Origin of the sequence: Enterobacter sp. 725m/11 (assembly GCF_011683705.1) — a bacterium.
Classification (GTDB): domain Bacteria; phylum Pseudomonadota; class Gammaproteobacteria; order Enterobacterales; family Enterobacteriaceae; genus Enterobacter; species Enterobacter bugandensis.
Genome location: NZ_JAAQOK010000007.1, coordinates 1 through 13,262 on the forward strand (window position 1 = coordinate 1; position 13,262 = coordinate 13,262).

The window sequence follows — 13,262 nt, forward strand, 5'->3', positions numbered from 1 at the left end:
TCCGTCGTCGGCAGCGTCAGATGTGTATAAGAGACAGCCACTGTACCGTCTGCCACGCTAATGCGATAGTTCATTGTGAACGCCCAGTCGATCATGCACAGCCAGAACCGTTGCCCGTCCCCCGTTTGCTCGCTGTCGGAGACTACGATGTCGTATTCGCTGAGCACCCACTGGAAAAATAATTGCGGTAATCCGCTTATTACGCGCTGGTGGACGGCGCGCGGGGTGCGCCATACCATCACCTGCGTGGCGGCACCGTGGGGAAAGGTAATTTCTTTATGAAATGTAAGCTTCACGGCATACGCCGTATAAGGCTTACCGTCATCGGTAGTCACGAGACGATATTCATCACCATAACGCGATTTTAAAAGCCGGTATCCGACAGGCAGCAAGAACCCCGGCAGATGAAAATCCGCAGTACCCCGCGCCAGAAATGCTTCGGTATGTTCGACGTTTCGGGAGATAAGCCCAAGTTTTTGGCTGAACTCTGCGGAATCAATCATTAGTGGCGACATTAGTTGTTTCTCATCGCATAAGTATAGTCAACTTAACTTCCAATAGAAATCGCGTAAATTCAGCAAGTTGATTAAGCGTCAATAGAGCGTAATCTGCGGATGCTTGATCCCGCACACCAGCGCATAACGCGTTAATGTATCGAGACTTGCCCGGGTAATATTCGCTTCCATTCTTGATACCGTTGGTGCGCTGACGCCCATCCTCTCCGCCACCTGGGCGCGCGTCAGGCCAGCATGATTGCGCCATTGCGCCAGCATCTCCCGCAAACGCTCCTTGAGCTCTTCTGCATCAAAGGAAGCCTGAACCTCTGAATCGCTTAACAGTTCAGCCCTGAGTTCATTCCAGTCAATAATCTTCTTGCTCATCCAACATCTCCTGTTGTCGCTTCAGTGCCAGACGAAGTTCAGCAGAGGGCGTTTTTTGCGTCTTCTTAACAAACACGCGCAAAAGAAAAATCGTCTTTTCCCGCGGGTAAACATAGATACCTCGGGTATGGATCAGCCCAACGGTCCTTATTTCAAACAGGCCATGCGGCAATGGTTTGCTGTCAGGTTCCCGAAGAGCCGTCGGGTTTAAACGCAATTTATCAAGCTGGCGAATCAGCTTCGCCTTCACCCCAGCAGGCAGTAAGAGAATCTCTTCCCTTACCGCCTCATGAACGATAAGTCTGAACACGATCTTTCATCCCTGATGATATTAGCATATAAGGCAATTTGCATTAAAGGCTAATTTAGCTTTTCGTGTCCCACCTTACCCATTTTTAACAGGAAGAACCGGACCCGCTTTGATTCCCTGAAAGCCCCTCGCAAAATACTTATTTCCCCTGCCCGGCCAGCCATTCCATCGCCCTTTCCCCCGCCTCATCCACCGGGAGATACACCAGCAGCCGCGATCCGTTTCGTGGCGCGGAGTACCAGTACATCTGCTGCAGCGTAAAATCTCCCAGTTCTGGATGGGTAAACAGCTTGAGCTGGTTCTCTACGCCGCGCACGTCGTTGCGCTGGTGCCACAGGGTTTTGAACTCTTCGGACACCGCGAAGAAGCGCGCCAGTTTGGCTTCCCACAGCGGGTCGCCCCGGTGCTCGGCCATCGCCGCGCGGAAATAGGAGACGAAAATCGGCAGCACGTCGTCGCGTCTGCCGAGACGCGCGCGCCACGCCGGATGGGTAAGGAACAGGTAAATACAGTTGCGGTCTTCCGGCGGGATATCATTGAAATCAACGCCCATCAGGTGCCCGAAGCTGTCATTCCACGCGACGATGTCGAAGTTGGGCTTCTGAATGCTGGCGGGTTTAGGCATCAGGGTATCGAGCAGGCGGCGCGTGCCTTCGCTGATGCCCTCGCAGCAGACCGCCTGCGGGGCTTCACCCGGCGGCAAGCCGGCGAGCACGAAAAGATGCCGGGCCTCGGTCGGGGTGCACTGCAGCGCTTTTGCGATGGCGGCCATCACTGCGCTGGAGGGGTTGACGTCCCTGCCCTGCTCAAGCCAGGTGTACCAGGTCACGCCCACGTCAGCGAGCATCGCCACCTCCTCCCGGCGCAGGCCCGGCGTGCGCCGTCGACCGCTGCGCGGCAGGCCGAGACGCTGGGGATCGAGGCTTTCCCGCCGGGCACGTAAAAATGCCCCCAGCTGTTTTCGGGTGTCATCCTGAAGTGAGGTGACGGGTTCAGACATCAAGGCCATAAATCCCCCTGCATGGTAGTGCCAGTACCAGTATAAGCAAGAACTGGTACCCGTTTATCAGATGGTTGATGCTACGACCATCTGATGAATGACGCAATGGAGTTACCATGAATACGTCAGTTGTTTCACCGGGTCGCGCAGGCCTGATATTGCTGTTAACCGGCCAGATGCTGCCGATGATTGATACCTCAATCACCAACGTGGCGCTGGACGCCATCACCCACTCGCTGCACGCCACCGCCACCGAGCTGGAACTCATTGTCGCTCTCTACGGCGTGGCCTTTGCCGTCTGCCTTGCGCTCGGCAGCAAGCTGGGGGATAACCGTGGCCGCCGTCGCCTGTTTATGTGGGGCGTGGCAGTTTTTGGGCTGGCCTCGCTGCTGTGCGGGATGGCGGGAAATATTGAACAACTGCTGGCCGCACGCATCGTTCAGGGCGCGGGGGCAGCGCTCATCATGCCGCAGATCCTCGCCACGCTGCACGTCACGCTAAAAGGTAGCGCCCACGCGAAAGCCATTAGCCTGTTTGGCGGCATTGGCGGGATTGCGTTTATCGTCGGGCAGATGGGCGGCGGCTGGCTGGTGTCGGCGGATATCGCCGGGCTGGGCTGGCGTAACGCCTTCTTTATCAACGTGCCGATTTGTCTGGTGGTGCTGGCGTTAAGCCGCCGCTACGTGCCGGAAACCCGCCGTGAAACGCCGTCGCGCATTGACTGGACAGGCACCGTGCTGCTGGCCCTCATTCTTTGCTGCCTGCTGTTCCCGATGGCGCTCGGTCCCCAGTGGCACTGGCCGTGGTCGCTGAAGGTTATGCTTCTTGCCATTATTCCGCTGGCCTGGCTGATGGCGCGGAACGCGCGCAAAAAGGAGCGAGAGAATGCCCATCCGCTGATCCCGCCACGCCTGCTTCAGCTTCGCAGCGTTCGCTTTGGCATCGTGATTGCGCTGCTCTTTTTCAGCGTCTGGTCCGGGTTTATGTTCTGTATGGCGCTGACCATGCAGACCGGTCTGGGGATGGCGCCGTGGCAGTCCGGGAACAGCTTTATCGCCCTGGGCGTGACCTATTTTATCTCTGCCTGGTTCGCGCCACGGTTGATTGCCCGCTACAGTACCAGCACGATTCTGCTGACGGGTCTGGCAATTCAGATAATCGGCCTGCTGGCGCTCATCGCGACGTTCCGGATTTGGGGCGTAAACAACACCGCGCTGACGCTGGCCCCTGCCACCGGGCTGGTGGGCTACGGTCAGGCGCTGATTGTAAACAGCTTCTACCGCATCGGGATGCGCGATATCCAGCCTGACGACGCAGGGGCCGCAAGCGCCATTCTCAGCACGCTGCAGCAGGCCGCGCTGGGTCTGGGACCGGCCATTTTCGGGGCGATTTTGCTGCACGGGCTGCAGCATTACCACGGGGATTACGCGCAGGCGATTACCCTTTTCCTGGCGGTGGAAACCTGCCTGATGATTATCCTGGCGCTGGCGACGCTGCGCATGCGTCATCGTCTCTGCCTGCCGGTAGTGAAGGTCTGTGAGGCCGCCAAATAACCCTGTGAATTTGCATAATAGATCCGCAGCCGCCATTATGGGGCTGCAACAATACAGGAGACGTTATGCAGGAATTAATTGCTCAGGTTGAAGAGTTAGGGATTGAAATTAATCACACCACCTCTTTAGTGATTATCTTTGGTATTATTTTTCTCACCGCCATCATTGTTCATTTTATTTTGCACAAACTGGTGCTGCGCGCATTCGAGAAACGCGCGCAGGCCAGTAGCCATTTATGGCTGCAAATCATTACCCAGAATAAATTATTTCACCGTCTGGCCTTTACCCTGCAGGGGATAATCGTCAACGTTCAGGCGGTACTGTGGTTGCAAAAAGGCAGCGAAGCGGCGGAAATACTCACCACCTGCGCGAAGCTGTGGGTGATGGTGTATGCCCTGCTCTCCTTCTTCTCGCTGCTGGACGTGATATTTAATCTGTCGCAAAAGATGGCGACCGCCTCGCAGCTGCCGCTGAAGGGGATCTTCCAGGGCATCAAGCTGGTGAGCGCTATCCTGGTGGGGATATTGATTATCTCCCTGCTGATCGGCCAGTCCCCGGCGATTCTGATCAGCGGTCTGGGTGCGATGGCCGCCGTCCTGATGCTGGTGTTTAAAGACCCGATACTCGGCCTTGTGGCGGGTATTCAGCTTTCCGCCAACGACATGCTCAAGCTCGGCGACTGGCTGGAGATGCCGAAGTACGGCGCTAATGGTACGGTGACGGACATCGGCCTGACGACCGTTAAAGTACGCAACTTCGATAACACCATCACCACCATTCCGACGTGGGCGCTGGTCTCCGACGCTTTTATCAACTGGAGTGGGATGTCCGCCTCCGGCGGGCGACGCATCAAGCGCAGCCTGAATATCGATACCACCAGCATTCATTTTCTCGACGAGCAGGAGCAGCAGAAGCTGATTCAGGCGAAACTGCTGAAGCCTTATCTGGCCGCGCGCCATGAGGAAATTAGCCTGTGGAATCAGCAGAACGGCGAAGGGGAATCGGTATTAAACCTGCGCAAGATGACCAATATCGGCACCTTCCGCGCCTACCTGAATGAATATCTGCGTAATCATCCGCGTATTCGTAAAGATATGACGCTGATGGTGCGCCAGCTGGCGCCGGATGCCAACGGGCTGCCGATTGAAATATATGCCTTTACCAATACGGTAATCTGGGCGGAATACGAAGATATTCAGGCCGATATCTTCGACCATATTTTCGCGGTAGTGGATGAGTTTGGCCTGCGTATTCACCAGTCGCCGACCGGGAACGATATTCGCTCCCTGGCAGGCGTTATTGCCAGATAATCAGGTGCTGGCGCGGGAAATAAAGCGCCAGTCCATCATCACCCTTTCCGTGGGCGCATCCGGGTTGTCGATTTTGTTTAAGAGAAGATTGACCGCCTTGCGCCCGATATCCCGCGACGGCTGTTCGATGGTGGTAAGTGAAATCATGTCCGCCAGCTCCGTACCATCAAAGCCGACCACGGCAATATCCTCTGGCACCCGCAGACCTGCCTGCTGAATGGCGCGCAGCGCGCCCGCCGCCAGCGTATCGGAAACGGCAAATACCGCATCCGGCGGATTATCTTTTAACAGGTTTTGCATCGCCGCCATGCCCGCCCCGGAGCTGAGATCGCTGGCATACTCCACCGCCTGATAGTCCAGATCCCGCAGGTGGAGCACGCTCTTGTAGCCGCGTTCGCGCAGGCGGGCATATTTGTAGCTGAGATCGTGGTTGATCATCGCGATACGCTTGCGGCCGCCGTCGGCCAGCTGGCTGACGGCATGCTGTGAAGCGTCCACATCATTGATGCCGACGCAGGAGACCGCGCCCGCATCGGCGTATTCGGCGCACTGCACCCACGGTGCAGAACCAATCAGCGCGGCAAGTTCCGGCAGCTTCGAGAAGGCGTCCATGGTGATAATGCCGTCGACGATTTTGCCGGAGAGCAGGCTCAAGCCCGAGCGGGAGCGCTCGATGTCCGAGCCGGAGTTGCATAGCAGAATGCGGTAGCCGTTTTTCTCCGCCTCGGCTTCGATGCCCTTCACCACTTCGGCGCAGAACGGGTTGGCGATGTTGGACACCATCACCAGGATCATATAGCTGCGGGCGGTGCGCAGCTGACGGGCGAGCAGGTTTGGCTGGTAGTTGCTCTCCTGAATCGCCTGCAGAACGCGCTCGCGGTTTTTCGCCTTCACGGTGTCGCTGTTATTCAGCACGCGGGAGACCGTTGCCACGGAAACCCCGGCCAGCTGAGCGATTTTCTGAATTGACATAGCGACGATACATCCTGCGGTTAGCGTTTTGTGCAGGCTACCATAAATTTGTTGCCCGGCGAACCGGGCAATGCGTCAGCATTCCACGCGCACCCAGCGCTGCTGCTGATGGCTTTTCACAATGGCATCAATGATATACATCACGTTTGCGCCATCGTGAAACGTCGCAAACTGCGGCGTCTCCGGCATTGCGCCCGCCTGCACGGCACGGTAGAACTGCGCCATCATATTTTTAAAAGCATCCGGCCAGCCTTCAATGTGCCCGCCGGGGAAATGGGCGCTGTCGGCAACGTCAGGGTTCATCAGCCCCGGATCGTCGGTGAGCGTCTGGTTTGCCTGCGCACGATGGCCGATCCACAGCTGCTGCGGCACCTCCTGGTCCCACGCCAGCGAGCGCTCGCTGCCGTTGATCTCAAACGTCAGGCGGTTTTTACGCCCGGCGCTCACCTGCGAGACGCTAAAGCAGCCCTTGCTGCCGTCGTCAAAGCGGAACAGCACCGAGCCGAAGTCTTCGGTCGTGACTGGTTTGTCTTCATACTCCGCCTGTTCGTCATGGGAGAAGGTTTGATTCCCGCCCTTGCTGGCCCTGCGCGTCGGCCAGACGATGGATAAATCAGCCATCACCTCGGTAATGCGCCGCCCGGTGACGAACTGCACCGTGTCGCACCAGTGGGAGCCGATATCCGCCACCGCGCGCGATGCGCCGCCGAGCGCGGCATCCACCCGCCAGTTGTAGTCGGTTTCCAGCAGCATCCAGTCCTGTAGGTAGCTGCCGTGTGAGGCAAAAATCCGCCCGAGGCTGCCCGCGCGCAGCATGCTCGCCGCCTGACGCACCATCGCAAACTGGCGATAGACGAAGCTCACGCCATGCACCACGCCCACCTGCTCCGCCAGCGCCACCAGCTCGCGCGCCTCCTCAGGCGTCATGCACAACGGCTTTTCGGAAAACACGTGCTTGCCCGCGCGCAGGATCTGGCGGTTAATCTGTGCATGCAGGTGGTTCGGCGTGCAGTTGTGCACCACGTGCAAATCAGGGTGCGCGAGCAGCTCCTCAACGCTGCCGTACGCGTGCGGTACGTTTAGCAGGCGCGCCTTTTCCTGCGCCTTAACGAGCGAGCCGTCGCACAGCGCGACCACCTGAACAAACCCGAGGCGCCTGAGCGCCTCGATATGTGCCGGGCCAATAAACCCGCTGCCGACGATCCCGACGTTAATCATGACTGCCCCCTGCGGCGAAATCATCAAACGCCCGTCCGGAAACGGGAATGATATGGCGGCGGATAAATTCGCTGCCTTCGCGCGCGCCGGTATCGCCATCCTTCAGGCAGCACTCCCACTCCAGCACCGCCCAGCCGTCGTAGTCGTACTGGGTCAGCTTGCTGAAAATGCCCTTAAAGTCGATCTGCCCGTCGCCGGGCGAGCGGAAGCGTCCGGCGCGGTTGATCCACGGCTGGTAGCCGCCGTAGACGCCGCTGCGCCCGCTGGGGCGGAACTCGGCATCCTTCACGTGGAACGCCTTGATGCGCGCATGGAAGATGTCGATAAAGGCCAGATAGTCCATCTGCTGGAGCAGCATATGGCTCGGATCAAAGAGGATGTTGCAGCGCGGATGGTTATCCACCAGCGCCAAAAAACGCTCGAAGGTCACGCCGTCGTGCAGATCTTCCCCGGGATGCAGTTCAAAGCAGACATCCACCCCCTGCTCGCCAAAGGTATCCAGTATTGGCCGCCAGCGGGTTGCCAGCTCCTCGAACGCTTCCTGAAAACGCTGCTCGTTATGCGGCGGCCACGGATAGAAAAACGGCCACGCCAGCGAGCCGGAGAAGGTCGCGTGCGCCTTCAGGCCTAATCTGGCCGAGGCTATCGCCGCCTGCTTCAGTTTTTCGGTTGCCCACGCCCGACGCGCAGCATCGTTACCGCGCACGGACGCGGGCGCGAAGTGGTCAAACGCGTCGCTGTAGACGGGGTTCACCGCCACAAGCTGCCCTTCCAGATGGGTCGACAGCTCGCTGATAACCAGCCCGTGCGCGGCCAGCGTAGCGGCGATGTCATCGCAGTAGGCCTGGCTCTCTGCGGCTTTCTCGACGTCAAAGATGTGCGGATGGTTGCAGGGGATCTGCACCGCCTTATAACCTTTACCTGCCGCCCATTCAGCCAGCCCGTCGAGCGAATTAAACGGCGCTTCTGCGCCAATAAACTGAGACAGAAAAATGCCGGGTCCTTTCATCGTCCTCATACCACCTCCTGAACGTTACGCCTTGTCATCGTCATACTTAAACGTGAGAAGGAAAATCAGCGCGATCGCCGCGGCCGCTACCGCCGGGATCCACCAGAATGTCACCCACGCCTGCGGCACGGTCTGCCCTGCCACCAGGCGGTTATAGAGCGCGCCGGAAATCTGCGAGCCAAGCAGCATGCCGATGCCGTAGGTGAACATCACGATCATGCTCTGGGCCTGGCCTTTGACCTTTTCGCCTGCCACCCGGTCGGTGTAGATAAAGCCGACGACAAAGAAGAAATCGTAGCAGACGCCGTGGAGCAGAATGCCGAGATACAGCAGAATGCGCCCCTCCTCGCTGACGCCCAGCGCGAACATGGCGTAGCGCACGAACCACGCCAGCATGCCGATCAGTAGCATGACCTTCACGCCCAGACGGCGGAACAGCAGCGGAATGACCAGCATGAAGAAGATCTCGGACATCTGCCCGAAGGACATGGCGGTGCTGACGTCGGCAATTCCAGCATCCGCCAGATACGAGGCGGTGTAGGCGTAATAGGTGCCGAGCGGGACGGAGATCAGCATCGCGCAGACGGAGAAGACGAAAAAGTGGCGGGTTTTGAGCAGCGCAAACGCATCCGCGCAGAAGAGATCCCGCACCTTCACCGGCAGGCCTTTCGCGGGCGCAGGCGTGTGCGGCAGCGTCAGGCTGTAAAGCGCCAGCAGCACGGAGCTGGCCGCCGCTACCTGAAAGATGGTAACGCTGGACGCCACGCCGGTGACGCCGATGAAAATGCCCGCCACGATCCAGCCGATGGTGCCGAACACGCGCACCACCGGGAAGGTTTTATCCACGTTTGCCAGGCTATGAAACGCGATGTTGTTGGTCAGCGCCAGCGTCGGCATGTAGCAGAGCGTGTAGCCAAACAGCAGGCCAATCAGCAGCGCGCCGTTCTCGGCAATCAGCGCCCCCGGCACGAACCAGAGGATCGCCGCGCCCGCGAGGTGCATCACCGCCATCACCTTCTGCGAGGCGAAGAAGCGGTCCACCAGCATGCCGAGCACGAACGGCGAGAGAATGGAGGCGATGGGCCCGGCGGAGAAGGCATCGCCAATCAGCAGAGACATGTTGTGCTGGGTCATCACCAGGCCAAGCGTGACCGACCAGCTACCCCAGATAAAAAATTGCAGAAACATCATCAGCGACAGCCGCGGCACCAGCAGCCGGTGCTGCGCTATCGCCTTTTCACTACTTTCAGTTGACACCATGTTAAGCCTCACCCGGAAAAAGTAATCGATTACAAAACAGCTCAAATGAAAAGTAATCGATTACAAAACAAAGATCCTGTGGATCGTAGAAGATTTGGGAGGGGGGTCACGATAAAGATGAAGCTGTGTTTTGTAGGCCCGGTAAGCGCAGCGCCACCGGGCGTGAAGGCAGGTGCGGTCTGGTTTGGCGCGGTCTGTTGCCCTCACCCCGGCCCTCTCCCACAGGGAGAGGGAGAAAAACGGGCTACTTTTTGCGTGAGAGCTTAAACGCGATAAACAGGAACACCACCCATACCGGCAGCAGCATTGCTGAAAGCCGCATCTCATCCATGGTGCACATCAGCACCAGAATCAACGCCAGGAACGCGATACAGAGGTAGTTCCCCGCCGGATAGAGCAGCGCTTTGAACTGCGTCTCGCGCCCCTTGCGGCGCATCGCCGCGCGGAAACGCAGGTGCGCGAGGCAGATCATGATCCAGTTCAGCAGCAGCGTCGCCACAACCAGCGCCATCAGCAGGCCAAAGGCCTGTTTCGGCAGCAGGTAGTTAATTAGCACTACCAGAGACGTAATCGCGCCGGAAAGGAACAGCGAATTGACCGGCACGCCGCGGCGGCTGACGCGGGTAAGGAACTTCGGTGCGTTGCCCTGTACGGAGAGGCCAAACAGCATACGGCTGTTGGAGTAGACCCCGCTATTGTACACCGACAAAGAGGCCACCAGAATGACGAAGTTCAGTGCCGAAGCCACCACGTTGCTGTTCAGATCGTGGAAAATCATTACGAACGGACTGCTGTCGGATTTCACTTCCACCCACGGGTAAAGCGCCAGCAGCACCACCAGCGAGCCGATATAGAACAGCAGAATACGGTACACCACCTGGTTGACCGCTTTCGGAATGCTTTTGTGCGGATCGCGCGCTTCGGCCGCGGTAATGCCAATCAGCTCCAGACCGCCGAAGGAGAACATAATCACCGCCAACGAGAGGATGAGCCCTTTCCAGCCGGTCGCCAGGAAGCCGCCGTGCTGCCACAGGTTGTCGATAGTGGCACGCTCGCCGCCGTGGCCGGAGAACAGCAGCCACAGGCCAAAGCCGATCATGCCGATAATCGCCAGCACCTTAATCAGCGCAAACCAGAACTCGGTTTCACCATACAGGCGCACGTTGACGAGGTTAACGGCGTTAATGATGATGAAGAAGGCCGCCGCCCAGATCCACGTGGGCACGTCCGGCAGCCAATACTGCATGTAGATGCCTGCAGCGGTCAGCTCCGCCATCCCCACCAGCACGAACATCACCCAGTAGTTCCAGCCGGAGAGGAAGCCTGCGAACGGGCCCCAGTATTTATAGGCAAAGTGCGCGAAGGAGCCTGACACCGGCTCTTCAACGACCATCTCGCCGAGCTGGCGCATGATCAGGAAGGCGATAATCCCGGCGATAGCGTAACCCAGCAGAACCGCCGGGCCGGCCATCTGAATGGCGGGGCCGATGCCGAGAAACAGCCCGGTACCGATTGCGCCGCCGAGGGCAATTAACTGAATATGTCGATTTTGCAAACCACGTTGCAGCGTCGGATTCTGATCCGACGAGGCTTCAGCGCGACCATGGCCTGAAGCGGATGACGCGTCTTTCACGCCCTACCCCTGTCTCTTTTTTAGAAGGGGCACGTTTTAACACTTCATGCTGGTGGTAGCAAGCTTAACGCCGGGCCAGCGCGTGCGCCCGGCGGATAAACGTCACGACCCGATAATTCCGCCGTCCGCTTTAACGATCACCACCGTGGACGATCGCGGGCGTCCGTTCGGACTGGCGTCCGGCCAGTTAGAGACGGCGCGAGGATTGGCCGGGTCGGTAATATCATCCCCGCCCTCCCCTGGGTGCTGAATGTTGATAAACAGCGTGCGGTTGTCCGGCGTAAACGCAATGCCGGTGATCTCACACCCGCGCGGCCCGGTCAGGAAACGGCGATACTCGTTGGTGCCCGGAATGGTCGCCACCATCTGGTTATTGCCCATCCCCTCGTACGCTTTCTTATTGATGGTGCTGGAGGAGACGTCGGTCTGGATCCACAGGACGCCCTGATGATCGAAAGAGAGTCCGTCCGGACTGCCGAATGCCGCGCCCTGCATGGAGCCTTTGGCCTTCGGATCGTCGCCGTCGGTGCGTCCGGCCATGACCAGAATATCCCACTTAAAGCGTGCGGCAGCAGGGTCCGCGCCGTCTTCGTGCCAGTGCATGATATGCCCAAACACGTTGTTGGCGCGCGGGTTGGCGGCATCCACCGGCGCTTTCCCCTCTTTCCCGCGATCGCTGTTGTTGGTGAGCGTACAGTAGACGCTGCCGCTGGCGTGCGGATCGACGGCTATCCATTCGGGGCGATCCATTTTGGTCGCCCCCACCGCGTCGGCCGCCAGGCGGGTTTTAATCAGCAGATCGCCCTGGTTTTCAAACCCTTTACTCTTATCCAGGCCATTTTGCCCGAAGATTAGCGGCAGCCAGTCGCCGCTCCCGTCCTCGTTGAACCTGGCGACGTACAGCGTGCCGGAGGTCAGCAGCTGCATATTGGCTTCACGGTTCGCGGGATCGTATTTTTTGTCCGAGACAAACTTATAGATGTACTCAAACTTCTGATCGTCCCCCATGTAGACCACCACGCGGTTATCGGCGGCGAGCGTGACGGCTGCCCCCTCATGCTTGAAGCGGCCCAGGGCGGTGTGCTTGCGCGGTGTGGAGGTGGGGTTGTAGGGATCGATCTCCACGACCCAGCCGAAACGGTTGGGTTCGTTAGGAGTTTTATCGACGCTGAACCGCTCGTCCACCTCGTTCCAGCGGTAGGATTCATCGCTGTCGCTGATGCCGTAGCGTTTTTCCAGCGGATTGAGATCGGCTTTTTTGACAAAAATATCCGACCAGTTTTCCTCGCAGGTGAGATAGGTGCCCCACGGCGTGTGGCCGTTGGCGCAGTTTTGCATGGTGCCCAGCACGCGCTCCCCCTGCGGGTCGGCGGCGGTTTTCATTAAGTCCTGATGCCGTGCCGGGCCGGTAAGCTGCATCGGCGTATTGACGGTGATGCGGCGGGCATATGAAGACGGGCGTACCACCTGCCAGTCTCTGCCCGCTTTTTTCACTTCCACTACCGAAACGCCCATCGCGTTCTGCCCCTTGCGGGCCTTGTCGAGGCTCCAGTTCGCCGTACCGTCGGTAAACAGCATCCCGTTGTCGATGTATTCATGGTTCATCGCCAGCAGGCCATGCTCCGGGTTTTGCTCCCCCTGCGGCAGGCTAAACCACGCCATGCCGTCGTGGTGCATGCCCGCCTGCACGGCCTGTTCGTCCGTGGTGTTGCTGGCGTCCGGCTTAAAGGCCGGCATGTTGTTTTTGATCCCCGTCGGGTCACCCCAGCGATAGAACGGGCGGGCAATATAGCCTTCCGGCACCCTGACCGTATCTTCGGTGGAGACGTCGATGCTGGTAAAGCCCAGGGAAACCGCTTTTGCCAGCGCGGAAGGCTTCGATACCGCGGCAATGGCGATCTCAGGTTTGATCAGAAACGGGAATGATACGGCGGCCCCCGCAACGGCCCCCATCTGGAGAAAACGGCGGCGGGAGAGGAACACCTCCGCCACCTCGGAGAATACCGGGTTTGCGCTGCGGTTAGCGATGTCGTCGCGATGTTCTTTTTTAAAAACGGATTTGAGGGGTCTGCCCATAGCGGCTTCCTGTCATTGGCCAAGAGGTAAAGAGTTGGCG

The 13,262-nt window shown here is 58.6% G+C and carries 12 protein-coding genes; 2 read left to right on the top strand and 10 right to left on the bottom strand.

All coding sequences use genetic code 11. The features are described from left to right. The 4 genes from HBA26_RS04325 to HBA26_RS04340 form a co-directional block, all read right to left on the bottom strand. Positions 1 to 515, bottom strand: a 515-nt coding sequence (locus HBA26_RS04325; RefSeq protein ID WP_166720813.1) for a hypothetical protein, incomplete at its 3' end; no start/stop codon positions are given. A gap of 78 nt (positions 516 to 593) precedes the next feature. Continuing rightward, entirely contained in the window at positions 594 to 881 is a 288-nt protein-coding gene (locus tag HBA26_RS04330) for a helix-turn-helix transcriptional regulator (protein ID WP_166720814.1), read from the bottom strand. Further along, positions 862 to 1,191 (bottom strand): type II toxin-antitoxin system RelE/ParE family toxin, encoded by a 330-nt coding sequence (locus HBA26_RS04335; protein ID WP_088205198.1) that lies wholly within the window; start codon positions 1,189 to 1,191, stop codon positions 862 to 864. The genes HBA26_RS04330 and HBA26_RS04335 overlap by 20 nt, the downstream gene beginning before the upstream one ends. Positions 1,192 to 1,330: 139 nt before the next feature. Beyond that, positions 1,331 to 2,200, bottom strand: a complete 870-nt coding sequence (locus HBA26_RS04340; protein ID WP_028012245.1) for a helix-turn-helix transcriptional regulator — start codon at positions 2,198 to 2,200, stop codon at positions 1,331 to 1,333. 107 nt (positions 2,201 to 2,307) lie between these two features. Here HBA26_RS04340 and HBA26_RS04345 point away from each other — a divergent pair, with 107 nt between their 5' ends. After that, positions 2,308 to 3,744, top strand: a complete 1,437-nt coding sequence (locus tag HBA26_RS04345; protein ID WP_126345077.1) for an MFS transporter — start codon at positions 2,308 to 2,310, stop codon at positions 3,742 to 3,744. Positions 3,745 to 3,809: 65 nt separating this feature from the next. Next, the gene (locus HBA26_RS04350) at positions 3,810 to 5,054 is read left to right on the top strand and encodes a mechanosensitive ion channel family protein (RefSeq protein WP_041911005.1); all 1,245 of its coding nucleotides are present in this window, start codon (positions 3,810 to 3,812) and stop codon (positions 5,052 to 5,054) included. On the opposite strand, the gene HBA26_RS04355 is transcribed toward HBA26_RS04350, so the two are convergent. The 6 genes from HBA26_RS04355 to HBA26_RS04380 form a co-directional block, all read right to left on the bottom strand. Beyond that, positions 5,055 to 6,026, bottom strand: a complete 972-nt coding sequence (locus tag HBA26_RS04355; RefSeq protein ID WP_047367645.1) for a LacI family DNA-binding transcriptional regulator — start codon at positions 6,024 to 6,026, stop codon at positions 5,055 to 5,057. It abuts the gene before it with no gap. A 75-nt stretch (positions 6,027 to 6,101) separates the two neighbouring features. After that, positions 6,102 to 7,244 carry a Gfo/Idh/MocA family oxidoreductase gene (locus HBA26_RS04360; RefSeq protein ID WP_126345078.1) on the bottom strand — a complete coding sequence of 381 codons (1,143 nt, stop codon included), beginning with the start codon at positions 7,242 to 7,244 and terminating at the stop codon, positions 6,102 to 6,104. Then, positions 7,237 to 8,262, bottom strand: a complete 1,026-nt coding sequence (locus tag HBA26_RS04365) for a sugar phosphate isomerase/epimerase (RefSeq protein ID WP_126345079.1) — start codon at positions 8,260 to 8,262, stop codon at positions 7,237 to 7,239. The genes HBA26_RS04360 and HBA26_RS04365 overlap by 8 nt, the downstream gene beginning before the upstream one ends. A 15-nt stretch (positions 8,263 to 8,277) precedes the next feature. Beyond that, complete coding sequence (locus HBA26_RS04370) at positions 8,278 to 9,513, bottom strand: MFS transporter (RefSeq protein WP_126345080.1); 1,236 nt, start codon at positions 9,511 to 9,513, stop codon at positions 8,278 to 8,280. 244 nt (positions 9,514 to 9,757) lie between these two features. Further along, positions 9,758 to 11,146, bottom strand: coding sequence for a phenylalanine transporter (gene pheP, locus HBA26_RS04375; RefSeq protein ID WP_047367642.1), 1,389 nt, complete (start codon positions 11,144 to 11,146; stop codon positions 9,758 to 9,760). A 102-nt stretch (positions 11,147 to 11,248) separates the two neighbouring features. After that, positions 11,249 to 13,222 carry a PhoX family phosphatase gene (locus tag HBA26_RS04380; RefSeq protein WP_126345081.1) on the bottom strand — a complete coding sequence of 658 codons (1,974 nt, stop codon included), beginning with the start codon at positions 13,220 to 13,222 and terminating at the stop codon, positions 11,249 to 11,251. Positions 13,223 to 13,262: the final 40 nt, after the last annotated feature.